The sequence below is a fragment of the Mesorhizobium sp. STM 4661 genome, assembly GCF_000359125.1.
Lineage (GTDB): Bacteria > Pseudomonadota > Alphaproteobacteria > Rhizobiales > Rhizobiaceae > Mesorhizobium.
Genome location: NZ_CAAF010000082.1, coordinates 35,947 through 59,738, shown reverse-complemented (window position 1 = coordinate 59,738; position 23,792 = coordinate 35,947). Strand labels below are relative to the sequence as shown.

The window sequence follows — 23,792 nt, the reverse complement described above, 5'->3', positions numbered from 1 at the left end:
CATGGGCGGATCGGCGGCGACCGGCTATGTGCTCAAGCGGCTTCGGCCGACCGCACAGGGCTTCGATAGGCTGAAGGAAGAGAGCCGGCAGGAAGGTTATTGGATGCTGGTGCGGCTGGCGGACGGCTGGGCGAGTGGTCGCAACATTTTCCGCAAGCGGGGCGAGGTCTTGTTCGGAGCCTGGCACGGCGATGAGCTTGTCGGAGTCTGTGGGCTGAACATCGATCCCTATTTCGACGACAGGGGCCAGGGGCGGGTCCGGCATCTGTTCGTCAGCGCGCCTCATCGCCGCAAGGGCGTTGGCAGAATGCTGGTCGAGACCGTTATCGACAGGGCGCGTGACTATTTCGCCGTGCTGAACACCCGCGCCCCGAAAGAGGCCTTTGGCTTCTACGAAGGGCTTGGCTTCAAGCGGATGGAGGGCGAAGAATTCGTCACCCATCGTGTGGCATTTGGAACAGGAGGCTGAGATGTCGCTGCGACCACCATCTCATCTTGCCGGCACGTCGTTCGCGGAGGCGGCCTTTGACGCGCTCGGCCATGAAATCCTCGCCGAGAAGGCGGCAGCACTCGGCCGCGCCGGCCAGCGCGTCGAGGAAACGCTGGCGAGATTGCGCGAAAACGGTGGCGACGAGCATCGGCCCCGGCTGCTCAAGGAAGCGGCCGAGGCCGTCCACGGCTATTTCATCCAGCGCGAACTGTGCGGCCTGCTCAGGCACGACGCGGTGATCCGCGAATACGATATTCCCAGGGCGGTCCTGGTCAGACTCGGCGCGAAATAGACTTATCTTTTTGTTTGTCCATGATCTTTTCCGAAAACCGGTTTCCACTTTTCGGGATCATGGTCTACTCAAGCCATTCGGTGACGAAACTGCCGTTCTCGTGGATGTCGGCGGTTTCCAGCGGGCCAGGTCCCAGATTGGTGAATTTGCGCGGCGTGTTGGGCGGTACGATCAGGATCTGGCCGGCGGTGGTCTCGATTTCCTGATCGCCGACGGTGAACAGGCCGGTGCCGGCGCGGATGATGAAGATCTCGCTGTAGGGATGCTGGTGCAGGCGCGGGCCGCCGCCGATGCCGGGCAGATAGTTGAAGATCAGGCAGCTGTTGGAGCCGTAGGCACCACACTCCAGCTCGCCTTGCCAGTGGTCGGGCGCTTTGGCCCATATGTCGCGTTCGATGATATGCGCCATGGTCATCTAACCTGTCACAGGTATCCAGGGATTGAACAGTTTTACTCCTGTGCCTTCGAAATCCTTCGTATTGCGGGTCACGATCGTCATGTTGTTGACGAGCGCGGTGGCAGCGATATAGGCGTCGCGGTCAGGCCGGGGATCCGGAACGTGGAGAGGCGCGCAGCGCAGCAGCAAGATCCACGGGGAGTATGCGCTCTGCGATCTCGGCAACCATTCCGTCGATCCAAGCGCGCAGGACGGCTGCTTTCCTTATGTCTTTTCGTTCTGCTCTCAGCGCGCCGATCTGAGCCTCGAGAATGCTGATGGCCGAAACATGAAACTCAGCAGGATTTCGACTCTCTGCCCAGACGCGAACCTTCGGGTCGCACCGGTCTCTTCGCCTGAGTTCGGAGATGACATTCGTGTCGAGTAAATACATCAGTCGAACTCGGGAGGCCGCAGGGACACGCTCTTGAATTCCGGGATGTCGAAATCAAAATCCGCTTCAGGCCGATCGTCCGCCAGAAGGTCCGCAAGGCTTCTGAATTTTTCCGGCCTGCCTCGATGGCTTTTCAATTTCTCATATTCCTCCATCGACATCAGCACATGGGAAGGTTTGCCGCGATCGGTGATGAAGACCGGGCCATTCCTGGCGGCGCGCTTGGCGCGAGCCGTATCCTGATTGAATTCACGGCTCGATATGGTGGTGATCGTCTTCGCCCTGATGTTCATTCGCCAGCTTTGTCGAGAAGATGTAGACATATTGCTACATTCGTGTTCGTGGGTCAAATTCATGTCTGCGCGGGACGCCCGCGACAATCTGCCCTTGTGCCTTCACCCGTCTGGACAAAAACGGGCTTCACGCATAAACCGAACTCCAAATGCCGGAGGAATTCGCTAGCCTGTTCGCCATGCGCTGTCGGGTTGGCGCAAACGAGCGGGGAGCAAGGCTCGGCCACCGGCACGGAAGAGGCGAAAGGATCAGGCACCCGTGAGCGCAACCGACATCCACGATCCCAATCGTCGCGATTTTCTCTACGTTGCCACCGGCATGGCCGCGGTGGTCGGCGCGGGCGCCGTCGCATGGCCGTTCATCGACCAGATGCGCCCGGACGCCTCGACGCTGGCGCTGGCCTCTGTCGAGGTCGACGTCGCCTCGCTGACCCCGGGAATGTCGCTCGTCGTCAAATGGCGCGGCAAGCCGGTCGTCGTGCGCAACCGCACCGAACAGGAGATGAAGGACGGCGAGGCGGTCAATCTGGCCGACCTCAAGGATCCGATCGCCCGCAACGCCAACCTGCCGTCAGACGCGCCGGCAACCGACGCCAACCGCACCACGCCGGGCAAGGAAGCCTGGATGGTGATGGTCCAGGTCTGCACCCATCTCGGCTGCATTCCGCTCGGCCAGGAAGGCGAGTTCGGCGGCTGGTTCTGCCCCTGCCACGGTTCGGTATACGACACCGCCGGCCGTATCCGGAAGGGGCCGGCGCCGGAGAACATGGCGGTGCCGGTATTCCAGTTCATTTCCGACACCAAGATCCGTATCGGCTGAGGGCTAGGGGACATTTCGATGAGCGAGGGACACTCGACCTATACGCCCAAGACCGGTATCGAACGCTGGTTCGACGCCCGCATGCCGCTGCCGCGGCTGGTCTATGACAGCTTCATCGCCTATCCGGTGCCGCGCAACCTCAATTATGCCTGGACCTTCGGCGGCATCCTGTCGATCATGCTGGTGGCGCAGATCCTGACCGGCATCGTGCTGGCCATGCACTACACGGCGGACAGCACTCTCGCTTTCGGTTCGGTCGAGAAGATCATGCGCGACGTGAATTCGGGCTGGCTGTTGCGCTACCTGCATTCGAACGGCGCGTCGTTCTTCTTCGTCGCCGTCTACATCCACATCTTCCGCGGTCTCTATTACGGCTCCTACAAGGCGCCGCGCGAGTTGCTGTGGATTCTCGGCTGCATCATCTACCTGTTGATGATGGCGACGGGCTTCATGGGCTATGTGCTGCCCTGGGGCCAGATGAGCTTCTGGGGCGCCACCGTCATCACCAACTTCTTCACCGCCATTCCGCTGGTCGGAGACTGGATCCAGCAGCTTTTGCTCGGCGGCTTCGCCGTCGACAACCCGACGCTGAACCGTTTCTTTGCGCTGCACTACCTTCTGCCGTTCATGATCGCCGGTGTCGTCGTGCTGCATGTCTGGGCGCTGCATGTGGTCGGCCAGTCGAACCCGACCGGCATCGAGGTCAAGTCGAAGACCGACACCGTCGCCTTCACTCCTTACGCGACCATCAAGGACGCGTTTGGCATGATCGTGTTCCTGTTCTTCTTCGCCTATTTCGTCTTCTACATGCCGAATTATCTCGGACACCCCGACAACTACGTTGTCGCCAACCCGCTGAAGACGCCCGCCCACATCGTGCCGGAATGGTATTTCCTGCCGTTCTACGCGATCCTGCGCGCCATCACCTTCAATGTCGGGCCGATCGACGCCAAGCTCGGCGGCGTGCTTTGCATGTTCGGCGCCATCGTCATGCTGTTCCTGGTGCCGTGGCTCGACACCTCGAAGGTACGCTCGGCGGTCTACCGGCCCTGGTACAAGCTGTTCTTCTGGCTGTTCGCCGCAAATGCCATCTTCCTGGGCTGGCTGGGTTCGCAGCCGGCGGAAGGCAGCTTCGTGCTGATGGCGCAGATGGCAACCCTGTTCTACTTCGCCTTCTTCCTGATTGCGCTCCCCGTGCTCGGCCTGATCGAGACGCCGCGGCGCTTGCCGAATTCGATTACCGAGGCGGTGCTCGAGAAGAACAAGGGTGCCGGTCACCATCCTGCGGGGGCTACGGCCGCGCCGGAAACCAAGGGCTGAGCGGCTGAGAATCTAAGGGGATTTGGCATGAAGAAGATTCTCACCTCGCTGGCGTTGCTCGGCCTGTTGGTCGCGGGCACCGCGGCCGTCGCCGAGGAAGAAAACAGTGCGGCAGCACCGACGCATCTCCCGATCAAGGACCCGAAGGAGATGGACTGGAGCTTCGCCGGGCCGTTCGGCACCTACGACAAGGCCCAGCTGCAGCGTGGGCTGAAGGTCTACAAGGAAGTCTGCGCGGCCTGCCATTCGATGAATTTGGTGGCGTTCCGCACGCTGGAAGATCTTGGCTATTCGGAAGCGCAGATCAAGACGCTGTCGGCCGGATACACGATCAATGACGGTCCCAACGATGCCGGCGACATGTTCGATCGCCCCGGCAAGCCGTCCGACTATTTTCCGTCGCCGTTCCCCAACGAGGAAGCCGCCGCCGCAGCCAATGGCGGCGCTGCCCCGCCCGACATGTCGCTGCTGGCCAAGGCGCGCGGCGTCGTGCGCGGTTTTCCGCAGTTCGTCTTCGACATCTTCACGCAATATGCCCAGGGCGGTCCCGACTACATCCACTCGCTGCTGACCGGCTATGACGAGCAGCCGCCGGCAGGCATGGTGATACCGGAAGGCACGCACTACAATCCGTACTTCTTGTCCGGCGTGTCGCTGAAGATGCCCAAGCCGCTCTCCGACGACCAGGTGACCTATGATGACGGCTCGCCGCAGACGGTCGATCAGTATTCCCGCGACGTTTCGGCCTTCCTGATGTGGGCGGCCGAGCCGCATCTGGAAGACCGCAAGAAGATGGGCTTTCGCGTGCTGGTTTTCCTGCTGCTGTTTGGCGCGCTGGTCTACCTGACCAAGCGCAAGGTGTGGGCCGGCGTGGCGCACTGAGCGGTGCAGGCATCGAAAATACGAGGGCGCCAACAAGGCGCCCTTTCCTTTTCGGCTGCTTACCGGCAAAACTGTACGGCAACGGAACCTCCGCCTCATGAGACCTTCGCTCGAAGAGACGCTGCTCTCTGCCATCCGCACCATTCCCGACTATCCCAAGCCGGGCATATTGTTTCGTGACATCACCACGCTGCTCGGCAATGCGCGCGCCTTCCGCCGCGCCATCGACGAGCTTGTACATCCCTATGCCGGCCAGAAGATCGACAAGATCGCCGGCATCGAGGCGCGCGGCTTCATCCTGGGTGGGGCGGTCGCCCATCAGCTCTCGGCCGGCTTCGTGCCGATCCGCAAGAAGGGCAAGCTGCCTTTCGAGACGGTGCGCGTCGCCTACAGCCTCGAATACGGGCTGGACGAGATGGAGATGCACAGGGACGGTGTGTCGCCAGGCGAGAAGGTGATCCTCGTCGACGACCTGATCGCCACCGGCGGCACGGCGGAAGCGGCGGTCAAGCTGCTCAGGCAGATCGGCGCCGACATTCTCGCCGCCTGCTTCGTCATCGACCTGCCGGACCTCGGCGGCCGCCAGAAGCTCGAAGCGCTCGGCGTGCCGGTCAGAACGCTGATCGGGTTTGAGGGGCATTGAGGGCGGCAGCTCTTTCCTTCTCCCCCTTGTGGGAGAAGGTGGATCGGCGCGTAGCGCCGAGACGGAAGAGGGGTGTTGGAAGAAATTCGACGTTGGCGATCCGTCCAGCACCCCTCATCCGACCGAGCTTCGCTCGGCCACCTTCTCCCACGAGGGGAGAAGGAAAGAACTCTGCTCACCCCACCTTCACCAGCACCGCGCTGTCGAACTCGAGGACCTTGTCGCCGGTCGAATCGAAGGCCTCCGAACGCAGCGAGAGCAGCCGCCAGCCCGGCCGCGAGACCATCGGACGATGGCCGAGCGCCGTGCGGGTGAAGGTCACGGTTTCGCCGGCATGGACGGGCTTCAGCCATTTGAGGTTCTTGAAGCCGGGCGAGGGGCCGAATTCGGGTAAGGGCCCGGGGCCGGTCCAATCACCCTCGGTCACCATCAGGGTTTCGAGGTTCAGTTTCATCCAGGTGGCGGCGGTGTGCCAACCCGATGCGCACAGCCCGCCAAGCACGCTGTTCCTTGCCGCCTCCTCGTCGAGATGGAAAATTTGCGGATCGTATTTCCGGGCGAAGGCCTTGATCGCATCTGCCTCGAACTTGTGCGAGCCGAGCTTGACGGTGGTGCCGATGCAGAAAAACTCGTCGAGGGTCACGCGACGGCCTCACGGGTGAGGAACATAGCGGTGTTCTCGAGATCGAAGACGCTTTCGCCGCGCTGGTTGAACAGTTCGGAACGCATGGTGACGAAGCCGAGTTGTGGTTTTGACCTGGACAGGCGCTTGGCAAGGACGGTGGTGCTGCCGCTCAAAATGTCGCCGGCCAGCACCGGCTTCTTCCACCGGACCTGGTCCACCCCGGGAGCGCCCTGGCAGGTCGAATCGAGCAGGAAGGCGTCACACAACATGCGCATGAACATCGCGCAGGTGTGCCAGCCGGAGGCCGCCAGGCCGCCGAGGATGCTGGCCTTGCCCGCCGCCTCGTCGAGATGCATCGGCTGCGCATCGAATTCGGTGGCGAATTCGATGATCTCGGCAGCGCTTACCAGCTTGGTGCCGAGGTCGAGCGACGCGCCCTCGGTGAAATCCTCATAGGCCCAGGTCTTTCCGGTCATGGTCTGAAGTCCGGTTCAAGATTGTACGATCCACGGATCGGCGTTCCCGGATGCAGGCCGGACGGATTTTGGTCAAGTGATTTCTAGTGAGCCACGCCTTGCTCAGAGCCAGCCGCGGCGGCGGAAATACCAGAAGGGCAGGATCGCCGACAGGGTCATCAAGCCGATGGCGAAGGGATAGCCGAAGTTCCAGGCCAGTTCGGGCATGACATTGAAATTCATGCCGTAGATCGAAGCGACCAGCGTCGGCGGCAGGAAGATGACGGCGGCGACGGAGAAGATCTTGATGATGGCGTTCTGCTCGATCGAGATCATGCCGAGCGTCGCGTCGAGCAGGAAGCTGATCTTCTGCGACAGGAAGGTGGCGTGGTCGGCCAGCGAAAGCACGTCGCGCGACAAGGTCTTGATGCGCGCGCGGATGTCCTTGCTCATCCTGGTCTGCGTCGAGGCATGGGCGAGGAAGCCGGCGAGGCGCTGCAGCGAGATCAGGCTGTCGCGGACCGAGGAGGCGATGTCCTCCTTGCGGCCGATGGCCTTCAGCAACTCCTGGAAGTCGCGGTTGCGCTTGGAAACCTTGGTGGACCTTGCCTCGAAGATGTCGCGCGAGATCGCCTCGATGTCGCGGCCGGCTCGCTCCAGAATGTCGGCGAGGCGGTCGACGATCGCCTCCAGCAGGCCGATCAGGATGGTGTCGCTGCTGTTGCAGCCGGTCGCCACCTTCTCGGCGCGCAGCGGAAAGGTCGTGAAGGCCTTCGGTTCGTGATAGCGCACGGTGACCAGCCTGCTGCCGGCCAGCACGAAGGTGACCGGCGACATCAGGGGATCGTCGGCCTCGGTCTGGGCGGGCAGCGTGGCGGTCATGAAATAGGCGCCGTCCTCGATATAGAGGCGGCTCGAAATCTCGATCTCCTCCATCTCCTCGCGCGTCGGAATGGCAACGCCGAGCCAGGTATCGATCGTCGCCTCTTCTTCCTTTGTCGGGTTCAGAAGATCGGCCCAGACGACCCTGTCGCCGTTTGCCAGCAGATCGTCGATGACGCGCAGGCGATCATTGTCGACGACGAATGCCTTGATCATCGCGGGGTCTCCCTTGCTCAAGCCAAAGAGGTTTCGTTCGATAGCGACGCGTCATTTCTGATTGCCCGGCACGGGCACTCCGATGGGGAGCGCGGGCCGCATGCAGACGCCCCTTAGACCGGGTGCCAGGGGTAGTCAAGCGGCGCGAAACGGCTTCTCTCCAACCTGCACGAAGCCGTGATCGGCCGCCGTCGGGCCAGTAGCCGCGAGACCGTTTGCCGGCTCAGGTGTTGAACTTGAACAGCAGCACGTCGCCGTCCTGGACGACATACTCCTTGCCTTCGTCGCGGGCCTTGCCGGCTTCCTTGGCCGCCACTTCGCCGCCCAGCGTGACGAAGTCGTTGTAGGCGATGGTCTGGGCGCGGATGAAGCCGCGTTCGAAATCGGTGTGGATGACGCCGGCCGCCTGCGGCGCCTTGGCGCCCTTGTGCACGGTCCAGGCGCGCGTCTCCTTCGGCCCGGCGGTGAAATAGGTGATCAGCTGCAACAGCTCGTAGCCGGCGCGGATGACCTTGTTCAGGCCTGGCTCATCGAGCCCGAGCGAGGAGAGGAATTCCATCTCCTCCTCGTCGCTCAGTTGGGCAACCTCGGCCTCGATCGCGGCCGAGATGATGACCGTGCGGGCGCCTTGTGCCGCAGCCATCTTTTCCACGGCCCTGGTGTGCTCGTTGCCGGTGGCGGCATCGGCCTCGGCGACATTGCAGACATAGAGCACGGGGTGCGACGTCAAGAGGTTCAGCCCCTGCAGGATGCGCAGGTCTTCCGCCGAGATGCCGTTGAGCAGGATGCGGGTCGGCTTGCCGGCCTGCAGCAGTTCGAGCGCTGCCTCCATCATCGGCAGCACGGTGGTCGCTTCCTTGTCCTTGCCGGACGCGCGCTTGCGGAATTGCACGATGCGGCGTTCGAGGCTGTCGAGGTCGGCGAGCATCAGTTCGGTTTCGACCGTCTCGGCGTCGGCGACCGGGTCGATGCGGCCCTCGACATGGGTGATGTCGTCATCCTCGAAGCAGCGCAGCACATGGACGATGGCGTCGACCTCGCGGATGTTGGCGAGGAACTGGTTGCCCAGTCCTTCGCCCTTGGAGGCGCCGCGCACCAGGCCTGCGATGTCGACGAAGGAGATGCGGGTCGGGATGATCTCCTTCGACTTGGCGATTGAGGCGATCTTCTGCAGGCGCGGATCGGGCACCGCCACCTCGCCGGTGTTCGGTTCGATGGTGCAGAACGGATAATTGGCCGCCTGCGCCGCCGCCGTCCTGGTCAGCGCGTTGAAAAGCGTCGACTTGCCAACGTTGGGCAAGCCAACGATGCCGCATTTGAAACCCATTTTGTCCGGTCCTATCGGGAAATCGAAATTTGATGAGGGCTATGGGCGATAGGGGTGACGAACGTCAAGCCCTTCGGACTTGATCGTGCCAAAGCTCAGTCCTTGCCGCCGAAGAGCTTCTTCAGCATGGCGGCCATCGGGCCGGTTTGCGGCGGCTTGACCGCCGGCTGCTGCGGCCTCGCCTGGCGGATGTGGCTCTGCTGTTTCGGGCCTTCCTGCTTCGGTCCGGCTTTTTCGGGCGCTGTCTTGCCCTGGACGGCAACGCTGATCTTGTTCATGAAGCCGGGCTCGTCACCCCTGACGATCATCTCTGCATTGTCGGCAACGGCGTCGAGCAGCGGCTCCAGCCACTCGCGGTCGGCCTTGGCGAAATCGCCCAGCACATGATTGTGGACGAGGTCCTTGACGCCGGGATGGCCGACGCCGATGCGCACGCGGCGATAGGCGTTGCCGACATGCTCGTCGATCGAACGGATGCCGTTGTGGCCGCCCGCGCCGCCGCCGGTCTTGACGCGGAGCCTGCCATCGGCAAGGTCGATCTCGTCGTAGAAGACGGTAAGTGCCGACGGGGCTAGCTTGTAGAAGCGCAGCGCTTCGCCGACCGCCTGGCCGGACAGGTTCATGAAGGTCTGCGGCTTGATCAGGAGGATCTTTTCGCCGCCAAGCGTGCCTTCGGAAATCAGGCCCTGGAATTTCTTCGACCAGGGCGAAAAGGAATGGCGGCGGGCAATCGCGTCCGCCGCCATGAAACCGACATTGTGCCGGTTGTCAGCGTATTTCGCGCCCGGATTGCCGAGGCCTGCAAACAGCAGCATCGTCACCTCCGGGCGGGAAGAAATTACTTCTCTTCGGCGGTTGGGGCCGCCGCTTCAGGTTCAGCCACCTCGACCGTCTCTTCGGCCTCCGGCTTCATCGCCGACGAGCCGGCAATGGTCGCGATGGTGAAGTCGCGGTCGGAGATGACAGGCTTGACGCCGGCCGGCAACGTGATCGCCGAGATGTGGATCGAGTCGCCGATATCGGTGCCGGTGAGATCGACGGTGATGAATTCCGGGATCGCATTGGCCGGGCAGTGGAACTCGACATCGTGACGCACGATGTTGAGCACGCCGCCGCGCTTGATGCCGGGCGACTTGTCCTCATTGATGAAGTGTACAGGCACGTCGACATTGACTTGGGTGTCCTTGCCGATCCGCAGGAAGTCGACATGGACAGGGAAATCCTTGACCGGGTCAAGCTGGAAGTCCTTGGGCAGGACCTGGATCTTCTTGCCGTCGACATCGATCGTGGCGATCGTGGTCAGGAACCCGCCGCCATGGATCTTGTAGTAGATGTCCTTGTAGGTCAGCGCAATCGCCAGGGGAGGCTGCTTGTCGCCGTAAATCACTGCAGGCACTTTACCGTTGCGGCGAACTGCACGGGCGGACCCCTTACCGACCTGTTCGCGCGCTTCGGCCTTGAGCTCGTAAGCATCGTGGCTCATGGCATTTCCTTTCGCGTTGTTCTGGAGCGCTCACGGTCAGCATGGCTGAGCCGTAAACGTCGAAAGCCGCCGGGCCTGGATATCCGAACGCCGGAGGCCGCATAAGCGGACCTTTGTTCGGATCACAAGGGAAGGCAGCCTTCCGCCGCGTTGCCTCCAAGGGTGTCTACGCGGGTGGCGGCTCTATAGCGGAAGGCGGCATGTGGCGCAAGGCATGGCGGGCAGGCCATGGCGGGGAAGGGCAGCGCTCACTTTGAATTTCGGTTTTGCGGCAGCGAGGCGCCGTTCGAACTGCACCACGACTCGCCTGAGGACAGGGCCGAACGGGCACGCGGTGGCCTGATTACAGGTCATCGCTCAATGCATCGCGCAGCGCCTGGATCTGCCGGTTCAGCGTATCAAGCTGTGCCGGCGTCATGCCCGAGCGCTCGATCAGAGTCGAGTTCAAGCAATTGCACTGGACAAGCAGCGCGCGCCCGGCGGTGGTCAGATCGACCTGCACCTGGCGCTCGTCGACCTGGCTGCGCTGGCGAGTCACCAGCCCCGCCTGTTCCAATCGCTTCACCAGCGGCGTGATGGTGCTCGATTCCAAAGCGAGCCTATGGGCGACGGTGCCAACCGACATGCCATCAGCCTCTGCCAGCGCGTTCAGCACGAGATACTGTGGATAGGTGATCCCCATTTCGTCAAGCATGGGCTTGTAGGTGCGATTGATCGCCATGCTCGTGGCGTAGAGCGTGAAACAGAGCTGATTGTCCAACGGGAGAGGCACGACGAATTCCTTTTGCCGGCATATGCAGGCATTGTATACCACGAAAAATGATATCGCGATACATATTTCCATGGACAAGCGTTTTGATCTGCGCTAAATATATTGATATCGCGATATTGTTTATTGCGATATCAATTTAATGGAGATTGAGATGAACCAAGCCTCGCAATCCAGGCCCGCCTCCGGCAGCGGCACATTCACCACCAAGGACGGAACGCAGATCTACTACAAGGACTGGGGGACCGGTCAGCCGGTCGTCTTTCATCACGGGTGGCCTTTGAGCAGCGACGACTGGGACGCCCAGATGCTGTTCTTCCTGTCCAAGGGCTACCGTGTCATTGCCCATGACCGGCGCGGGCATGGCCGGTCGAGCCAGACGGACACCGGCAATGAGATGGACACCTATGCGGCCGATGTCGCGGCGCTTGCCGCGCATCTGGACCTCAAGGACGCCATCCATGTCGGCCATTCCACCGGTGGCGGCGAAGTGGCGCGCTATGTCGCCCAGTATGGCGCCGAGCGCCGTGTCGCCAAGGCGGTGCTGATCGGAGCGGTGCCGCCGATCATGCTCAAAACCCCGGCCAATCCCGGCGGTCTGCCGATCGAGGTCTTCGACGGCTTCCGCTCCGCTTTGGCGGCCAATCGCGCCCAGTTCTTCCGCGACGTTCCGGCCGGTCCGTTCTACGGTTTCAACCGTCCAGGCGCGACAGTATCGCAAGGTGTCATCGACAATTGGTGGCGCCAGGGCATGATGGGCGGCACCAAGGCGCACTATGACTGCATCAAGGCCTTCTCGGAAACCGATTTTACCGAGGATCTGAAGAAGATCGACGTGCCGGTGCTGGTCATGCATGGAGACGACGACCAGATCGTCCCCATAGCGGACTCGGCACTGCTGGCAATCAAGCTGCTGAAGAAGGGCGAGCTCAAGGTCTACAAGGGCTTCCCGCATGGCATGGCCACGACCGAGGCCGATACCATCAACGCCGACCTGCTGACCTTCTTCAAGGCGTAGGACGTTTTCGGAACGGAATACAAAAGCACCCGCCTGAGGCGGGTGCTTTTCTCATGCCGCAGCCAAGCTCGGGTTCACCTGGTCGCGGCACCGGCCTCCAGCTTCCTGGCTTCCCGCATGTTCGGCAGGAACACCGTCAGCAGGCCGAGCAGCGGCAGATACGAGCAGATCTGGAAGACGTAATCGATGCCTTTCATATCCGCGACGACGCCGAGCACGGCCGCCGCGATGCCGCCCATGCCGAAGGCGAAGCCGAAGAAGATGCCGGCGATCATGCCGACACGGCCGGGCACCAGTTCCTGGGCAAAGACGACGATGTTGGAGAAGGCCGAGGACAGGATCAGGCCGATCAGCACCGTCAGCACCATCGTCCATTCGAAATTGGCGTAGGGCAGGGCCAGCGTGAAGGGCAGCACGCCGACGATCGAGAACCAGATCATCGCCTTTTGCCCGTAGCGGTCGCCGAACGGGCCGCCGAGCAGGATGCCCAGCGCCGACGCGCCGAGGAACAGGAACAGCATGACCTGCGACATCTGCACCGAAACGCCGAATTTGTGGATTGCGTAGAAGGTGTAGTAGCTGGAGAGGCTGGCGATGTAGGCGTTCTTGGTCAGCACCAGCAGGGTCAGCACCGCCAATGCCCACATGACTTTGCGGCGCGGGAAGGGCGAGACGAAGCTCGCTGCCTTGCGGTTTGCCTGCGATGCGCGCAGCCGGCTGTACCAGCCGCCGACTCGCCATAGAACGACGATGCCGATCAGCGAGCCGACGGCGAACCAGGATATGCTGGTCTGACCGAAGGGCACGACGATGAAGGCCGCGAGCAGCGGTCCCATGGCCTGGCCGAAATTGCCGCCGACCTGAAACAGCGACTGTGCCAGGCCGAAGCGGCCGCCCGAAGCGAAACGGGCGATGCGCGAGGATTCCGGATGGAAGATCGCCGAGCCGATGCCGATCAGCGAGGCGCCGATCAACAGCAGAAAATAATGTCCGGCATAGGCCAGAACGACCAGGCCGATCAACGAGGACGCCATGCCGTAGGGCAGCGAATAGGGCATCGGCCGCTTGTCCGTGGCCATGCCGATCAGCGGCTGCAGCAATGAGGCCGTCACTTGAAAGGTGAAGGTCAAGAGCCCGATCTGCCAGAAATCGAGACGATAATTGTCCTTCAGCAAGGGATAGATGGCCGACAGCAGCGACTGCATGATGTCGTTGATGAAATGGCCGAAGCTCACCGCAAGGATGACGGTGAAGGCCGTCGCTTGCGCCGAAGTGTGGCTGGCCGCCGCTGATGTGGCGACGGTGGTGGCTGTCGTGTCGGTCAAGGCAATGCTCCGAGGTCTCGCTGGCGGCGAACCGCAGGCAGCCTTATAGGACGGTTGCTAAGCGACTTCTTTCGTGGTTTGGTCCAATAGTTTCGCAAGTGGGCCACATCCAATGCCACATGGCAGGGAAATTTTTAGAGGTGACGCCGCCGAACTCGGACGTCTGCATCAGACCCGCTGGCAGTGGCTGGAGGAGGCCGTCGGGCCGGCGGTGGCTTTGCCGACCGAATATCCCGACGGCTACCATGTGCCGCAGCACCGTCACAGCCGCAGCCAGTTGCTGCATGCGCTTGTCGGTGTCGTGCTGGTGACGACGCGGCACGGACGCTGGATGGTGCCTCCCGATCACGCGATGTGGATCCCCGCCGGCACCGAACATTCGGTCGAGATGCTGGGCGATGTCAGCATGCGCTCGGTCTATGTCATGCCGGACGCCATTGCCGGGCTGCCGGACGGCTTGCGTGTCGTCGGCATAACCGATCTGATGCATAGCCTGATCGTGGAATCGGAAAAGCTGCCGCAGGGCGCCGAGCTGGAAGGGCGCGGCGGGCTGATCATGAATCTTCTGCTGCATGAGATCCCGAACCTGCCGGAACGGCCGCTTGGCCTGCCTTTTCCTTCGGATCCAAGGCTTGCGGCGCTGTGCCGGCGCTTCGTCGCGGCGCCTTCGCCGCATGCGACGATCGACGAATGGGCCGACGCCGTCGGCATGAGCCGGCGCTCGTTTACCCGTGCCTTCCATCGGCAGACAGGGCTGTCGCTGTCTACATGGCGCCAGCAGGCCTGCCTGTTCGCGGCACTGCCCAGGCTGGCCGATGGCGAGCCGATCACAAGGGTGGCGCTCGATCTCGGCTATGACAGCGTGCCGGCCTTCATCACCATGTTCAAGCGCATGCTGGGAGCCTCACCGCGCGGCTATATGCGCGGCGCGCGTGATACTGGCGAGGGCATGAAGCGACTAAGCGGTCCGACCAGGCAGGGGAGTGCGACGGTTTAGTCGAACAGGCTCGACACCGATTCCTCGGTCGCCGTGCGCGAGATCGCCTCACCCATCAGGTCGGCGATCGAGATGACGCGGATGTTGTGAGCGTCGAGCACGCCTTGCGTCGGCTGGATGGAATCGGTGATGATCAGTTCCTGCAGCTTCGAGCCGCTGATGCGGGCAACGGCGCCGCCCGATAAAACACCATGGGTGATATAGGCGGTGACGCTGGTGGCACCGTTGGCAAGCAGCGCATCGGCGGCGTTGCACAGCGTGCCGCCGGAATCGACGATATCGTCGATCAACAGGCAATCCTTGCCGCCGACCGCGCCGATGATGTTCATGACTTCCGATTCGCCCGGGCGCTCGCGGCGCTTGTCGACGATGGCGAGTTGCGCATCGAAGCGCTTGGCCAGCGCGCGGGCCCGCACCACGCCGCCGATATCGGGCGAGACGACGACGACATTGGCAAGCTGCTTGTATTTCGCCTTCACATCGCGAGCCATGACCGGCACGGAGAACAGATTGTCGGTCGGGATGTCGAAAAAGCCCTGGATCTGGCCGGCATGGAGATCCAGCGTCAATACGCGATCGACGCCCGCCCGGGTGATCATGTTGGCGACCAGCTTGGCCGAGATCGGCGTGCGGCCGGAGGCGCGGCGGTCCTGCCTGGCATAGCCGAAATAGGGAATGACCGCCGTGATGCGTCTGGCCGAGGAGCGCATGAAGGCATCGATCATGATGAGCAGTTCCATCAGGTGATCGTTGGTCGGGAACGAGGTGGACTGCAGGATGAAGACATCCTCGCCGCGCACATTCTCCTGGATCTCGACGAAGATTTCCTGATCGGCGAAGCGCCTGACGCTGGCCTTGCCCAGAGGAATGTTGAGATAGCGGGCGACCGCCTCGGCCAGCACTCTGTTGGAATTGCCCGCGAAGAGCTTCATGCACCGTTCCTGGCGAAGGATGGAGAGACCCTAACAGACTCGCTAAGCCTCTTAGTCGGGCTTTTAGCGGCCCGTGCCGGTATTGCAAGCGTCGTGATCGGGAATCCGCCGGCTAATCTCAATAAACGTTTACAGTGCTGAAAGCCGGCATGCCGTCAGCCGGCCTGGCCACCGAGCCAAGCGGCGAACTGGTCGATCGTCTGGTCGGCGATCGCCTGCATGGTCGCCGGCGCGACCGCCGGCCAGCCTTCGGCGCCATTGGCCGAAGGCGCCTTCTGCTGGCCGTTGATGCGGTGCAGCCGGTTGCCCGACGGGTCATAAACGTCCCAGACATAGATGACGGTGGTGTCCTTGCCTTCCGACATCGTCGAGAAGTAGCCCTTCAGAACGTGGGTGGCGGTCTGGTCGGTGCTGCCGGCAAGCGTGATGCCGCGCTGCTTGGCGCGCGTCTGGAGCTCCGCGGTCAGCGGCGTCGCCGCTTCCACAGAAGCGCCGACGATCGGCGCCACCTGCAGCCGCGTCTTCGACAGGGTGGCGGCGGTCTGGGCGGACGTGGCAGGTATCGGGGCGGCAGGAGCAGGCGACGATGGCGTCGGCGCGGCAGCAGTGGTGGCCGCCGCGTTGCCCGGGCTTGCCGCTGGTGACTGGGCCGGCAACGCCTGTGTCGACGTCGATGGCGGAGTGATCGCGGAAGGTTCGAGGACGTCCTTCGCGTTCGTGCAAGCGGCCAGCACGAGTGCTGCGAGCAATGACACGGTCGTCACATGCGATCGTCTCATTTGCCTGATAACTCCTTGGCGATGAACGCCCCTTCGCATTATGGATTCACTGCACGATCAAGTCGAGATCATGGCGTGAAAGCGGCTTCGGCTGGGATTCGGTGGTCAGGTAGGTGCGGCCAAGCGTCATCGCGGTCTCCGTTTCCGAATCCATGATGATCATATGGGCGAACAGCGTCATATTGGGCGCGATCGGTTCGGGATTGCCTTGATAGAACATCGGCATGTCCATCCAGGACGGGGTGAAGCGGGCGCCCAGCGAATAGCCGCAGGCGTTGAGCCGGTGCTTGGTCAGATTGTGCGCCTCCAGCGTGCGGGCATGCGCGTCAAAGACGTCGCCGAAGCTGTTGCCCGGCGTCATCGCCTTTTCGACGGCTAAAAGTGCCGCGCGCGCGGCGTCGAAAAGCTCCTGGTGACGCTTCGATACTTTGCCGGTCAGCACGGTGCGCATCATCGCCGCATGGTAGTGATGGAAAACGCCGGCCCATTCGAGCGTCAACTGGTCGTTCTTGGTCAGTTTGCGGCGTCCGGCCTTGTAGCGGCAAAGCAGCGCGTCCGCGCCGGAACCGATGATGAACTCGTTGGCCGGATAATCACCACCGCCGGCGAAGACCGCGCCCTGCATGGCGGCAAGGATCAAGGCTTCGTCGCCGCCCTGCTTGATCAGCGGCAGGGCCGCATCCAGCGCATCGTCGGCGAGAGTTGCCGCCTTTTCCGCCTTGGCGATTTCGGCCGGGCTCTTGAACAGGCGCAGCCGGCTGACGATGCCGGACGCGTCGGCGATCTGGCCAAAGGTCTGCAATTGCTCGTCCAGACGCCGGCCATTGTAGGCGGTCAGGCCGTGGGTGTCGTATTCGACGCCGATGCGGGCGCCGAGCAGGTCGAGATCGTTGAGCAGATTGCGCAGGTCGATCGCCGGATTGGCGCCGTCGCGGTCTGTCCACAGGACGATATTGTCGATGATGGAGGTGTGGCGCGCCTGGTGCAGATCGGCCGAGCGGGTGAGCAGGACCATCGAGCCGTCGGCCTTCACCACCAGGCACTGGAAGAAGCAGAAACCGAACGTGTCGTAACCGGTTAGCCAGTACATGCTCTCCTGCGCAAACAGCAGCACGGCGTCAAGCTTCTTCTCGGCGAGTTCGATCATCAGCCGGTCGCGCCGCGCGTCAAATTCCGAGCGTTCGAAATGCAACGCCATTACTCATTCTCCAAAACAATTGCCGAAATCTGCCGCCCGTAATCCGGCTCCCTGCGATGCGTGGTGCGCCGGTAGGAATAGAACAGGTGCTCCTCGGCGTAGGTGCAGCGGCCGAGCCCCTCGGCGGTCACGCCGGCCTTGGTTAGCCGATCGACCGTGTAGCGATTGAGGTCGAACATTGCATGTCCCGATTTCGCCGAGGGCGCGAAATAGCTGGCATTATCGACATCGGCCTCGACGAAGCGGGCGATGAATTCCGGTCCGACCTCGTAATTTTCGGGCCCGATGGAAGGGCCGAGAACCGCGACAATACGCTCGCGCCGGGCGCCGAGGCCTTCCATCGCGGCAATGGTATTTTCCAATACGCCTGACAAGGCGCCTTTCCAGCCGGCGTGCGCGGCGCCGATGATGCGCGCCTCGGCATCCGCGAACAGGACCGGTCCGCAATCGGCGGTCGAGGCGCCAACGGCGATGCCCGGCCGGTCGGTGACGATGGCGTCGGCCCTGGGCCGCTCGCCGGAAAAAGGCTCCCTGGCGACGACGACGTCGGGTGAATGGATCTGGTGGGCGGTCAAAAGATGGCTGGCCGGCACGCCCATCCAGTCGGCGACGCGGCGACGGTTCTCCGCGACCAATGTCTGGTCGTCGCTCGAGCCGGTGCCAATGTTGAGACCCTGATAGATGCCGCCGGAGACGCCGCCAACGCGCGTGAAATAGCCATGGCGAATGCCTTGCGCCCGCGCCTTTTCCAGCAAGGGTGACCGAACAGGATCCGGTTTGCTCTGATTCAACATGCGGGCGTTGTTGTCCGTGCGGGCGATTTCGTCAAGCGGCAGTGAAGGTGGACGGTCGTCGGAGAGTGGGAGAGGCGACAGCGAAAAGTCAATCCGCCGTTGGAAAGGGTGGAACTGCTACGCCGGCGGGCAGGATGGCCAGCACCTTGAAGAGCTCGCCCATGGCTTGCGTGCCGGCGAGGCGTTCGACCTCGCCGGCGATCTTTTCGCGGGCCGCCTCATTGGCATTGGCGCCGAGCCGGCCGGCGCGTTCGAGAAGCCCCATCCTCACCAGGAATTCGCCTTGCGTGGCGAGGTGGGCACCGAGGCCATGCGCCCGGACAATGGCGGCGAGGGCAGCGAAATCGACATGGGCGGTGAGATCGGCCTCGCCCGGGTTGGCCAGCACATCTTCGTGATCATGCTTGCGCAGGGCCTGCAACGTGTCGCCGATCCCTGGCTGGAGATGGCCATAGTCAGGGAATAGCCCGGCGCCGCCATGACTGGATATGCGCCCGGCGATGGCCGCCATCAGGGCAGAGCGGGCCGGTGCCACTTCCACGATCGCGCCTTGCGGGGCCTTTTCAGCATCATCCGGCAGCAGCGTCGGATCGACCGAGCCGGCGCCGGCGAAGAGGCGCAACCCGCCCGCGTCGTCGAGCCCGATCATCCGTTCGCGCCAGCCTGCGCCGGCGCGGACGAACTGGCGTATGGGCACCGCGTCGAACAATTCGTTGCCGACGATGAGAAGCGGCGTCCGCGGCAGCGTGTCGATGGTTTCATGCCAACGAATAGTGGCCGATGTGCCGGCAAGCGTCTGCTGCTGGATTCCCGTCAGCCGCGGGCTGGTCTCGATCATGGCGAAGGCGGCGCCGGCGGTCAGCGCCGTGTCGAGCCGCGAAAGGGTGCGCAGCATGTCCTTCATCAGCGTGCCGCGGCCGGGGCCGATCTCGGCGATGGTGACCGGCAGCGGCCGGCCCGTCGCCCGCCAGGCCTCGTAGAGCCAGATGGCGACCAGCTCGCCGAACATCTGGCTGATCTCCGGCGCGGTGATGAAGTCGCCGGCGGCGCCGAACGGCTCGCGGGTCGTGTAATAGCCATCCTCGGGGTCGAACAGGCAAAGCGCCATATACTCGCTGACGGGAATGGGACCTACCGCATCGATGAGCTCGGCAATGCGGGTTTTCAGCCGTGTCATGCAGGCTGCGGCTGTGTCACCGGTTTAGCGGTGGCCATCGCCCAGATGCCGGCAAGGACCATCGGCAGCGACAGCACCATGCCCATGGTCAGCCATCCGGTGCCGAGGAGATAGCCAAGCTGCCGATCGGGCTCGCGGAAGAATTCGACGAAGATGCGCGAGAGACCGTAGCCGCAAATGAAGGCGCCGCCGACAAAGCGCGGCGTCTTCAGCTTGAGCCTGGAATGGGTGAGGACGCGCAGGACCAGGAACAGCACCAGGCCTTCGAGCAACGCCTCATAGATCTGGCTCGGATGGCGCGAAAATGGCCCGCCATTGGGGAATTCGACCGCCCATGGAACGTCGGTCGGTCTGCCCCACAGTTCGGAATTGATGAAATTCGCGACGCGGACAAGGCCGAGGCCGACCGGGACGCCGGCCGCCACCACGTCGAACAGCGACCATGTGCTGATGCCGCGCGACCGGGAGAACAGCGTCATGGCGAGAATGACGCCGAGCAGGCCGCCATGAAACGACATGCCGCCCTGCCAGACGGCAAAGATATCCAGCGGTTGGGCGATGTAGCGCGGCAGGTCGTAAAACAGCACGTAGCCGGTGCGGCCGCCAAGCACGACGCCGATGGCCGCCCAGACGATGAAGTCGTCGAGATCCTCGGGCTTCATCGGCAAGGTGCCGTCGGGCCAGAGCCTTTTGTTGGTGACGAGCCGCTTGGCGTACCACCAGGCGAAAAGAATGCCGACGATGTAGCCAACGCCATACCAATGCACCGCCAGCGGGCCGATCTGGACGATGACCGGGTCGATATTGGGGAAAGGCAGGGCAGCCAGCGGCAGCATAAGATTTTGGCTCAACAGGGATCTCCGGTTGCGATCGCGTTCGGGCGCGGACCATGCGGCAGGGTTTTGGCAGGGTCAAGGCAAGTTGGTGGTTGCCTTCATCGCCACAGACGGAGGGGCTCAACCCTGACGCTTGCCGTCGACCATTTGCCTTAGAGCGTCGTTGATCCTGTCCTGCCAGCCCGGACCATCTTCCTGGAAGTGGTCCAGCACGGCTCGATCGATCCTAATCGAAACGAGCTCTCTGACATTGGGCGCGGCCGAGGGTTCGCGAATTGGGGCTGCCGGTTTCTTGATCGGCTTAAAGGCAGCTTCGGCAGCTGCCATCGGATTTGTCGGTCGGCGCGGGGGCGTTGCCATTGGTTGACCCTGACTGAGAGCGACTCGTGCTTGACGCAAGTCGCGACGAAAGCACCACAATAGGCGACTGGTCTGTGAAGACCAGCCGCTTCACTTGGTCCTCTCTGCCATTGCGTTGTATTTGACCTCAAGCCTGTCCAGAACCTCGTCGCCGGGCTTGACCCGGCCGGCATCGGCATCCGAAATGCCTTTGGCGAGGGCCGCATCGAGGACGGCGAGGCGCTTCTCACGCTCTTCCACAAGGCGCACGCCCTCGCGCAGCACTTCGCTCTTCGAATTGTAGCGGCCCGTGCTGACAAGCTGGTTTACGACATCCTCCAAACGGTTGCCCAAATCCGCGCTGATGGCCATGACAATGCTCCTGATGTCTCTTCCGTTACAATAATAGTTATTGATCTGGCGCGCCGGTAGCTCAACGCGCCAAAATTGCATGGACGGCCGATGCCACCGGGTTTCAACGTTCTTGCATTCGGCGCCGCGCGCCACTACGTCAATTCCAGCAAGCGAGGATTTGCCATGTCGACCGGACCGAACCGCATTCTCGATGAATTCGCCAAGCTGATGACCGACGCCGCGGGTGCCGCGCAGGGGGTGCGGCGCGAAGTGGAGACCGCCTTCAAGGGGCAGGCCGAGCGCATTCTCAACTCCATGGAGGTGGTGCAGCGCGAGGAGTTCGAGGCTGCCCGCGACATGGCGGCGAAGGCCAGGGAAGAAAACACCCGCCTCGCTGCCCGCATCGAAGCGCTCGAAGCCAAACTGGCCGAATTGACCGGACAGGCCGCGCCTGCGACCGCGGCCAAGCCGCGTCCAAAAAAATAATCAAAAAATATTCGTTAAACTTTTCCACAAAGCGCAATCGCAAAAAGCGCTTTGTCGTGAATCGCTTACCGGCATTGCGTGAATCTTTGTGACAGTGCCTTTCCACATGCTGATAACGCAGTGCGAAAAATTGGGCTGGTCAGGCGACTCCCGATCAATAGACTGAATTTGTTGCATGATTCGGAGCAGGGTCATGCGCCGGGCGGTGGGGTCCGGTCAGGGGTCTTTGCGTTGAGAAGTCCTGGCCGTCCGAGTTCTAGACAGAATTGTTCGTCGAGTGTGCCCCGCGGAGCGTGTGGCGCTCCCCTGAACGACAGGAAGCATTCCATGGAACTTCTCGAACTCGAATTCTCGCGCGAAATCCACCCGGTGGATGTCATCGAGCAGGTGGCCCACAACAATGACTGGTCCTTCGAACGGGCCGGCGACGACGAGATTTCGATCTCGGTTGCGGGAAGCTGGACCGATTACCACGTCTCATTTTCCTGGATGGAGGATTTCGAGGCGCTGCATCTGGCCTGCGCCTTCGACATCAAGGTGCCGGAGGCCCGCGCGCTCGAAGTGATGCGGCTCTTGTCGCTGATCAACGAGCAGATGCTGTTCGGCCATTTCGACCTCTGGGAGCAGGAAGGCGCGATCATGTTCCGCCAGTCGCTGCTGCTTGCGGGTGGGGTCGAGCCGTCGAGCCAGCAGGTCGAGGTGCTGCTGTCGTCGGCGCTAGAGGCCTGCGAATGCTATTTCCAGTCCTTCCAATTCGTCGTCTGGTCGGGAACCTCGGCCAAGGACGCGCTGGCCGGCGTCCTGTTCGAGACCTACGGAAACGCCTGATCCTCGATGAGTTCCAGCAGCCAGCGCAAGCCCGAGATCAGCTTCGCCGATTTCGACCGTGTCGATATCCGCGCCGGCACGATCGTCGAGGCCGAGCCGTTCCCAGAGGCACGCAAGCCGGCGTTCAAGCTGAAGATCGATTTCGGCGCCGACATCGGGGTGAAGAAATCGTCGGCGCAGATCACCAAATATTATGCGCCCGAGACGCTGATCGGCCGGCAGGTGTTCGCGGTGGTCAATTTCCCGCCGCGACAGATCGGGCCGTTCATGTCGGAAGTGCTGACGCTAGGCTTTCCCGACGAAGAGGGCGCCGTCGTGCTCGGCGCCATAGAGCGCAAGGTGCCGGACGGCGGCAGGTTGTTTTAAAGAGGCCCATCAGGCAGCGAGCTTCCGCGTCGTGCCCAGTGCTTCCTCGACCGTGTCGAGAAACATTTCCGCGCAGGCTTTCCAGCTATAGCGCATCGCGCGCTGGCGTGCCTCGGCACGGTCGACGTGAAGGGCGGCAAGTGCTGCCTGCCGCAAATCGTCCGCTACCGCGCCGCCAATGCCGTCGCCGACAATGTCGATGGGGCCGGTGACCGGATATGCGGCGACCGGCGTGCCACTGGCCAGCGCCTCGATGATGACGTTGCCGAAGGTGTCGGTGCGGCTGGGGAAGACGAAGACATCGGCCGAGGCATAGATTTCGGCCAGTTCGTCGTTCGGCCGGTGACCGAAGAAGTGGGCATCGGGATATCTGGCCTTGAGCTTGGCCAGTTCCGGGCCTTCGCCGACGATCACCTTGCTGCCCGGCAATTCGAGGTCGAGGAAAGCGCTCAAATTCTTTTCGATCGCGACACGGCCGACGCAGAGGAAGATCGGTCCCTCGAGACCCAGATCCTTCCTCTTGTCCGGGCGGAAATGGTCGGTGTCGACGCCGCGCGTCCATGGCCTCAGCTTGGTGAAGCCGCGCGCGGCAAGATCGTCGGCCAGCGACTGGGTGGCGACCAGCGTGCCTTGCCCGGAATTGTGGAAATCGCGAAGCCAGCGGTAGGCCCAGGCTTCCGGCACGGGCAGCCGCGCGCTCAGATATTCGGGAAAGCGCGTGTGATAGCTCGTCGTGAACGGCCGGCCCGTATTGCGGCAGTAGCGGCGCGCCATGATGCCGAGCGGGCCTTCGGTGACGATGTGGATATGATCCGCCTTGCGCTCGGCAATCAGGCGCGCGACATGGCCCGGCGTCGTCAGCGCCAGCCTGATGTCGGGGTAGGTCGGCAAGGGCAAGGTGCGGAAGATGTTCGGGGTCAGGAAGTCCGTTTCGACGTCGAAGGATTTCAGGGTCTCGGAAAGCCGCTCCAGCGTGTGGACGACACCATTGACTTGCGGGCGCCAGGCGTCGGTGACCATCAGGATGCGCATGGCG

General features: G+C 62.6%; 30 protein-coding genes and 1 pseudogene. 11 read left to right on the top strand and 20 right to left on the bottom strand.

Features of this window, described 5'->3' with window-relative positions; all coding sequences use genetic code 11:
- Window position 1 precedes the first annotated feature (1 nt).
- Both MESS4_RS27670 and MESS4_RS27665 read left to right on the top strand, forming a co-directional pair.
- On the top strand, window positions 2–469 hold the full coding sequence (locus MESS4_RS27670) for a GNAT family N-acetyltransferase (protein WP_006338547.1): 468 nt from the start codon (window positions 2–4) through the stop codon (window positions 467–469).
- A 1-nt stretch (window position 470) separates the two neighbouring features.
- Entirely contained in the window at window positions 471–782 is a 312-nt protein-coding gene (locus tag MESS4_RS27665) for a DUF6665 family protein (protein ID WP_006338546.1), read from the top strand.
- 64 nt (window positions 783–846) lie between these two features.
- Here the strand turns inward: MESS4_RS27665 and MESS4_RS27660 are convergent, their stop codons facing one another.
- From MESS4_RS27660 to MESS4_RS27650, 3 genes and pseudogenes are all read right to left on the bottom strand, one after another.
- On the bottom strand, window positions 847–1,191 hold the full coding sequence (locus MESS4_RS27660; protein WP_036242434.1) for a cupin domain-containing protein: 345 nt from the start codon (window positions 1,189–1,191) through the stop codon (window positions 847–849).
- 6 nt (window positions 1,192–1,197) lie between these two features.
- Window positions 1,198–1,612, bottom strand: a pseudogene (locus tag MESS4_RS27655) (type II toxin-antitoxin system VapC family toxin).
- Window positions 1,612–1,905, bottom strand: coding sequence for a type II toxin-antitoxin system Phd/YefM family antitoxin (locus tag MESS4_RS27650; protein ID WP_006338542.1), 294 nt, complete (start codon window positions 1,903–1,905; stop codon window positions 1,612–1,614). The pseudogene MESS4_RS27655 and the gene MESS4_RS27650 overlap by 1 nt, the downstream one beginning before the upstream one ends.
- Before the next feature lie 259 nt (window positions 1,906–2,164).
- Here MESS4_RS27650 and petA point away from each other — a divergent pair, with 259 nt between their 5' ends.
- The 4 genes from petA (at window position 2,165) to MESS4_RS27630 (ending at window position 5,570) form a co-directional block, all read left to right on the top strand.
- On the top strand, window positions 2,165–2,725 hold the full coding sequence (gene petA / locus MESS4_RS27645) for a ubiquinol-cytochrome c reductase iron-sulfur subunit (RefSeq protein WP_006338541.1): 561 nt from the start codon (window positions 2,165–2,167) through the stop codon (window positions 2,723–2,725).
- 18 nt (window positions 2,726–2,743) lie between these two features.
- On the top strand, window positions 2,744–4,045 hold the full coding sequence (locus tag MESS4_RS27640; RefSeq protein ID WP_036242324.1) for a cytochrome b N-terminal domain-containing protein: 1,302 nt from the start codon (window positions 2,744–2,746) through the stop codon (window positions 4,043–4,045).
- A 27-nt stretch (window positions 4,046–4,072) separates the two neighbouring features.
- Window positions 4,073–4,927 (top strand): cytochrome c1, encoded by an 855-nt coding sequence (locus MESS4_RS27635; protein WP_036242322.1) that lies wholly within the window; start codon window positions 4,073–4,075, stop codon window positions 4,925–4,927.
- Between the two features lie 97 nt (window positions 4,928–5,024).
- Window positions 5,025–5,570, top strand: coding sequence for an adenine phosphoribosyltransferase (locus MESS4_RS27630; RefSeq protein ID WP_006338532.1), 546 nt, complete (start codon window positions 5,025–5,027; stop codon window positions 5,568–5,570).
- Window positions 5,571–5,745: 175 nt separating this feature from the next.
- On the opposite strand, the gene MESS4_RS27625 is transcribed toward MESS4_RS27630, so the two are convergent.
- From MESS4_RS27625 to MESS4_RS27595, 7 genes are all read right to left on the bottom strand, one after another.
- Window positions 5,746–6,213 carry a MaoC family dehydratase gene (locus MESS4_RS27625; protein ID WP_006338528.1) on the bottom strand — a complete coding sequence of 156 codons (468 nt, stop codon included), beginning with the start codon at window positions 6,211–6,213 and terminating at the stop codon, window positions 5,746–5,748.
- The gene (locus MESS4_RS27620; RefSeq protein ID WP_006338527.1) at window positions 6,210–6,671 is read right to left on the bottom strand and encodes a MaoC family dehydratase; all 462 of its coding nucleotides are present in this window, start codon (window positions 6,669–6,671) and stop codon (window positions 6,210–6,212) included. Before MESS4_RS27620 ends, MESS4_RS27625 begins: the two co-directional genes overlap by 4 nt.
- Window positions 6,672–6,773: 102 nt before the next feature.
- A complete protein-coding gene (gene corA / locus MESS4_RS27615; RefSeq protein WP_006338526.1) occupies window positions 6,774–7,748 on the bottom strand; it encodes a magnesium/cobalt transporter CorA in 975 nt (324 codons plus the stop codon).
- A 223-nt stretch (window positions 7,749–7,971) separates the two neighbouring features.
- Window positions 7,972–9,075, bottom strand: coding sequence for a redox-regulated ATPase YchF (gene ychF, locus MESS4_RS27610; protein ID WP_006338525.1), 1,104 nt, complete (start codon window positions 9,073–9,075; stop codon window positions 7,972–7,974).
- Window positions 9,076–9,170: 95 nt separating this feature from the next.
- A complete protein-coding gene (gene pth, locus MESS4_RS27605; RefSeq protein ID WP_006338524.1) occupies window positions 9,171–9,890 on the bottom strand; it encodes an aminoacyl-tRNA hydrolase in 720 nt (239 codons plus the stop codon).
- A gap of 23 nt (window positions 9,891–9,913) precedes the next feature.
- Entirely contained in the window at window positions 9,914–10,558 is a 645-nt protein-coding gene (locus MESS4_RS27600; protein ID WP_006338523.1) for a 50S ribosomal protein L25/general stress protein Ctc, read from the bottom strand.
- Between the two features lie 343 nt (window positions 10,559–10,901).
- Entirely contained in the window at window positions 10,902–11,330 is a 429-nt protein-coding gene (locus tag MESS4_RS27595; protein ID WP_006338521.1) for a MarR family transcriptional regulator, read from the bottom strand.
- A 151-nt stretch (window positions 11,331–11,481) separates the two neighbouring features.
- Here MESS4_RS27595 and MESS4_RS27590 point away from each other — a divergent pair, with 151 nt between their 5' ends.
- On the top strand, window positions 11,482–12,345 hold the full coding sequence (locus MESS4_RS27590; RefSeq protein WP_006338520.1) for an alpha/beta hydrolase: 864 nt from the start codon (window positions 11,482–11,484) through the stop codon (window positions 12,343–12,345).
- Window positions 12,346–12,419: 74 nt separating this feature from the next.
- Here MESS4_RS27590 and MESS4_RS27585 read toward each other — a convergent pair whose 3' ends face one another.
- A complete protein-coding gene (locus tag MESS4_RS27585; protein ID WP_006338519.1) occupies window positions 12,420–13,670 on the bottom strand; it encodes an MFS transporter in 1,251 nt (416 codons plus the stop codon).
- Between the two features lie 112 nt (window positions 13,671–13,782).
- On the opposite strand from MESS4_RS27585, the gene MESS4_RS27580 reads away from it, so the two are divergent.
- On the top strand, window positions 13,783–14,667 hold the full coding sequence (locus MESS4_RS27580) for a helix-turn-helix transcriptional regulator (protein WP_006338517.1): 885 nt from the start codon (window positions 13,783–13,785) through the stop codon (window positions 14,665–14,667).
- Here MESS4_RS27580 and MESS4_RS27575 read toward each other — a convergent pair.
- The 8 genes from MESS4_RS27575 to MESS4_RS27540 all read right to left on the bottom strand — a co-directional run bounded on the left by MESS4_RS27575 (window position 14,664) and on the right by MESS4_RS27540 (window position 21,094).
- The gene (locus tag MESS4_RS27575) at window positions 14,664–15,599 is read right to left on the bottom strand and encodes a ribose-phosphate pyrophosphokinase (protein WP_006338510.1); all 936 of its coding nucleotides are present in this window, start codon (window positions 15,597–15,599) and stop codon (window positions 14,664–14,666) included. The two genes, MESS4_RS27580 and MESS4_RS27575, sit on opposite strands and share 4 nt — an antisense overlap.
- Before the next feature lie 155 nt (window positions 15,600–15,754).
- Window positions 15,755–16,378 carry a hypothetical protein gene (locus tag MESS4_RS27570; protein ID WP_006338509.1) on the bottom strand — a complete coding sequence of 208 codons (624 nt, stop codon included), beginning with the start codon at window positions 16,376–16,378 and terminating at the stop codon, window positions 15,755–15,757.
- Window positions 16,379–16,424: 46 nt separating this feature from the next.
- Window positions 16,425–17,576 carry a Xaa-Pro peptidase family protein gene (locus MESS4_RS27565; RefSeq protein ID WP_006338506.1) on the bottom strand — a complete coding sequence of 384 codons (1,152 nt, stop codon included), beginning with the start codon at window positions 17,574–17,576 and terminating at the stop codon, window positions 16,425–16,427.
- Window positions 17,576–18,370 (bottom strand): peptidoglycan editing factor PgeF, encoded by a 795-nt coding sequence (gene pgeF / locus MESS4_RS27560; RefSeq protein WP_006338505.1) that lies wholly within the window; start codon window positions 18,368–18,370, stop codon window positions 17,576–17,578. The genes MESS4_RS27565 and pgeF overlap by 1 nt, the downstream gene beginning before the upstream one ends.
- Window positions 18,371–18,458: 88 nt before the next feature.
- Window positions 18,459–19,547 (bottom strand): class I SAM-dependent methyltransferase, encoded by a 1,089-nt coding sequence (locus MESS4_RS27555; protein ID WP_006338504.1) that lies wholly within the window; start codon window positions 19,545–19,547, stop codon window positions 18,459–18,461.
- Window positions 19,544–20,398, bottom strand: coding sequence for a prolipoprotein diacylglyceryl transferase (gene lgt, locus MESS4_RS27550; RefSeq protein ID WP_081609879.1), 855 nt, complete (start codon window positions 20,396–20,398; stop codon window positions 19,544–19,546). The genes MESS4_RS27555 and lgt overlap by 4 nt, the downstream gene beginning before the upstream one ends.
- Before the next feature lie 105 nt (window positions 20,399–20,503).
- Window positions 20,504–20,743, bottom strand: coding sequence for a BrnA antitoxin family protein (locus MESS4_RS27545; RefSeq protein WP_006338500.1), 240 nt, complete (start codon window positions 20,741–20,743; stop codon window positions 20,504–20,506).
- A gap of 90 nt (window positions 20,744–20,833) precedes the next feature.
- Window positions 20,834–21,094 carry a type II toxin-antitoxin system ParD family antitoxin gene (locus MESS4_RS27540; protein WP_006338499.1) on the bottom strand — a complete coding sequence of 87 codons (261 nt, stop codon included), beginning with the start codon at window positions 21,092–21,094 and terminating at the stop codon, window positions 20,834–20,836.
- Between the two features lie 165 nt (window positions 21,095–21,259).
- Here MESS4_RS27540 and MESS4_RS27535 point away from each other — a divergent pair, with 165 nt between their 5' ends.
- The 3 genes from MESS4_RS27535 (at window position 21,260) to MESS4_RS27525 (ending at window position 22,756) form a co-directional block, all read left to right on the top strand.
- A complete protein-coding gene (locus tag MESS4_RS27535; RefSeq protein ID WP_006338497.1) occupies window positions 21,260–21,562 on the top strand; it encodes an accessory factor UbiK family protein in 303 nt (100 codons plus the stop codon).
- A gap of 327 nt (window positions 21,563–21,889) precedes the next feature.
- Window positions 21,890–22,390 carry a YbjN domain-containing protein gene (locus MESS4_RS27530; protein ID WP_006338495.1) on the top strand — a complete coding sequence of 167 codons (501 nt, stop codon included), beginning with the start codon at window positions 21,890–21,892 and terminating at the stop codon, window positions 22,388–22,390.
- 6 nt (window positions 22,391–22,396) lie between these two features.
- Window positions 22,397–22,756 (top strand): tRNA-binding protein, encoded by a 360-nt coding sequence (locus MESS4_RS27525; RefSeq protein WP_006338494.1) that lies wholly within the window; start codon window positions 22,397–22,399, stop codon window positions 22,754–22,756.
- A gap of 9 nt (window positions 22,757–22,765) precedes the next feature.
- Here MESS4_RS27525 and MESS4_RS27520 read toward each other — a convergent pair whose 3' ends face one another.
- Entirely contained in the window at window positions 22,766–23,788 is a 1,023-nt protein-coding gene (locus MESS4_RS27520) for a glycosyltransferase family 1 protein (protein WP_036242418.1), read from the bottom strand.
- Window positions 23,789–23,792: the final 4 nt, after the last annotated feature.

What these genes read in the sequence shown, in the direction of transcription:
- MESS4_RS27670 (WP_006338547.1), top strand. Translation starts at nt 2, where the DNA reads ATGGGCGGATCGGCGGCGACCGGCTATGTGCTCAAGCGGCTTCGGCCG.
- MESS4_RS27665 (WP_006338546.1), top strand. Translation starts at nt 471, where the DNA reads ATGTCGCTGCGACCACCATCTCATCTTGCCGGCACGTCGTTCGCGGAG.
- MESS4_RS27660 (WP_036242434.1), bottom strand. Translation starts at nt 1,191, where the DNA reads ATGGCGCATATCATCGAACGCGACATATGGGCCAAAGCGCCCGACCAC.
- MESS4_RS27650 (WP_006338542.1), bottom strand. Translation starts at nt 1,905, where the DNA reads ATGAACATCAGGGCGAAGACGATCACCACCATATCGAGCCGTGAATTC.
- MESS4_RS27640 (WP_036242324.1), top strand. Translation starts at nt 2,744, where the DNA reads ATGAGCGAGGGACACTCGACCTATACGCCCAAGACCGGTATCGAACGC.
- MESS4_RS27635 (WP_036242322.1), top strand. Translation starts at nt 4,073, where the DNA reads ATGAAGAAGATTCTCACCTCGCTGGCGTTGCTCGGCCTGTTGGTCGCG.
- MESS4_RS27630 (WP_006338532.1), top strand. Translation starts at nt 5,025, where the DNA reads ATGAGACCTTCGCTCGAAGAGACGCTGCTCTCTGCCATCCGCACCATT.
- MESS4_RS27620 (WP_006338527.1), bottom strand. Translation starts at nt 6,671, where the DNA reads ATGACCGGAAAGACCTGGGCCTATGAGGATTTCACCGAGGGCGCGTCG.
- corA (WP_006338526.1), bottom strand. Translation starts at nt 7,748, where the DNA reads ATGATCAAGGCATTCGTCGTCGACAATGATCGCCTGCGCGTCATCGAC.
- ychF (WP_006338525.1), bottom strand. Translation starts at nt 9,075, where the DNA reads ATGGGTTTCAAATGCGGCATCGTTGGCTTGCCCAACGTTGGCAAGTCG.
- pth (WP_006338524.1), bottom strand. Translation starts at nt 9,890, where the DNA reads ATGCTGCTGTTTGCAGGCCTCGGCAATCCGGGCGCGAAATACGCTGAC.
- MESS4_RS27600 (WP_006338523.1), bottom strand. Translation starts at nt 10,558, where the DNA reads ATGAGCCACGATGCTTACGAGCTCAAGGCCGAAGCGCGCGAACAGGTC.
- MESS4_RS27590 (WP_006338520.1), top strand. Translation starts at nt 11,482, where the DNA reads ATGAACCAAGCCTCGCAATCCAGGCCCGCCTCCGGCAGCGGCACATTC.
- MESS4_RS27580 (WP_006338517.1), top strand. Translation starts at nt 13,783, where the DNA reads ATGCCACATGGCAGGGAAATTTTTAGAGGTGACGCCGCCGAACTCGGA.
- MESS4_RS27575 (WP_006338510.1), bottom strand. Translation starts at nt 15,599, where the DNA reads ATGAAGCTCTTCGCGGGCAATTCCAACAGAGTGCTGGCCGAGGCGGTC.
- MESS4_RS27570 (WP_006338509.1), bottom strand. Translation starts at nt 16,378, where the DNA reads ATGAGACGATCGCATGTGACGACCGTGTCATTGCTCGCAGCACTCGTG.
- MESS4_RS27565 (WP_006338506.1), bottom strand. Translation starts at nt 17,576, where the DNA reads ATGGCGTTGCATTTCGAACGCTCGGAATTTGACGCGCGGCGCGACCGG.
- pgeF (WP_006338505.1), bottom strand. Translation starts at nt 18,370, where the DNA reads ATGTTGAATCAGAGCAAACCGGATCCTGTTCGGTCACCCTTGCTGGAA.
- MESS4_RS27555 (WP_006338504.1), bottom strand. Translation starts at nt 19,547, where the DNA reads ATGACACGGCTGAAAACCCGCATTGCCGAGCTCATCGATGCGGTAGGT.
- MESS4_RS27545 (WP_006338500.1), bottom strand. Translation starts at nt 20,743, where the DNA reads ATGGCAACGCCCCCGCGCCGACCGACAAATCCGATGGCAGCTGCCGAA.
- MESS4_RS27540 (WP_006338499.1), bottom strand. Translation starts at nt 21,094, where the DNA reads ATGGCCATCAGCGCGGATTTGGGCAACCGTTTGGAGGATGTCGTAAAC.
- MESS4_RS27535 (WP_006338497.1), top strand. Translation starts at nt 21,260, where the DNA reads ATGTCGACCGGACCGAACCGCATTCTCGATGAATTCGCCAAGCTGATG.
- MESS4_RS27530 (WP_006338495.1), top strand. Translation starts at nt 21,890, where the DNA reads ATGGAACTTCTCGAACTCGAATTCTCGCGCGAAATCCACCCGGTGGAT.
- MESS4_RS27525 (WP_006338494.1), top strand. Translation starts at nt 22,397, where the DNA reads ATGAGTTCCAGCAGCCAGCGCAAGCCCGAGATCAGCTTCGCCGATTTC.
- MESS4_RS27520 (WP_036242418.1), bottom strand. Translation starts at nt 23,788, where the DNA reads ATGCGCATCCTGATGGTCACCGACGCCTGGCGCCCGCAAGTCAATGGT.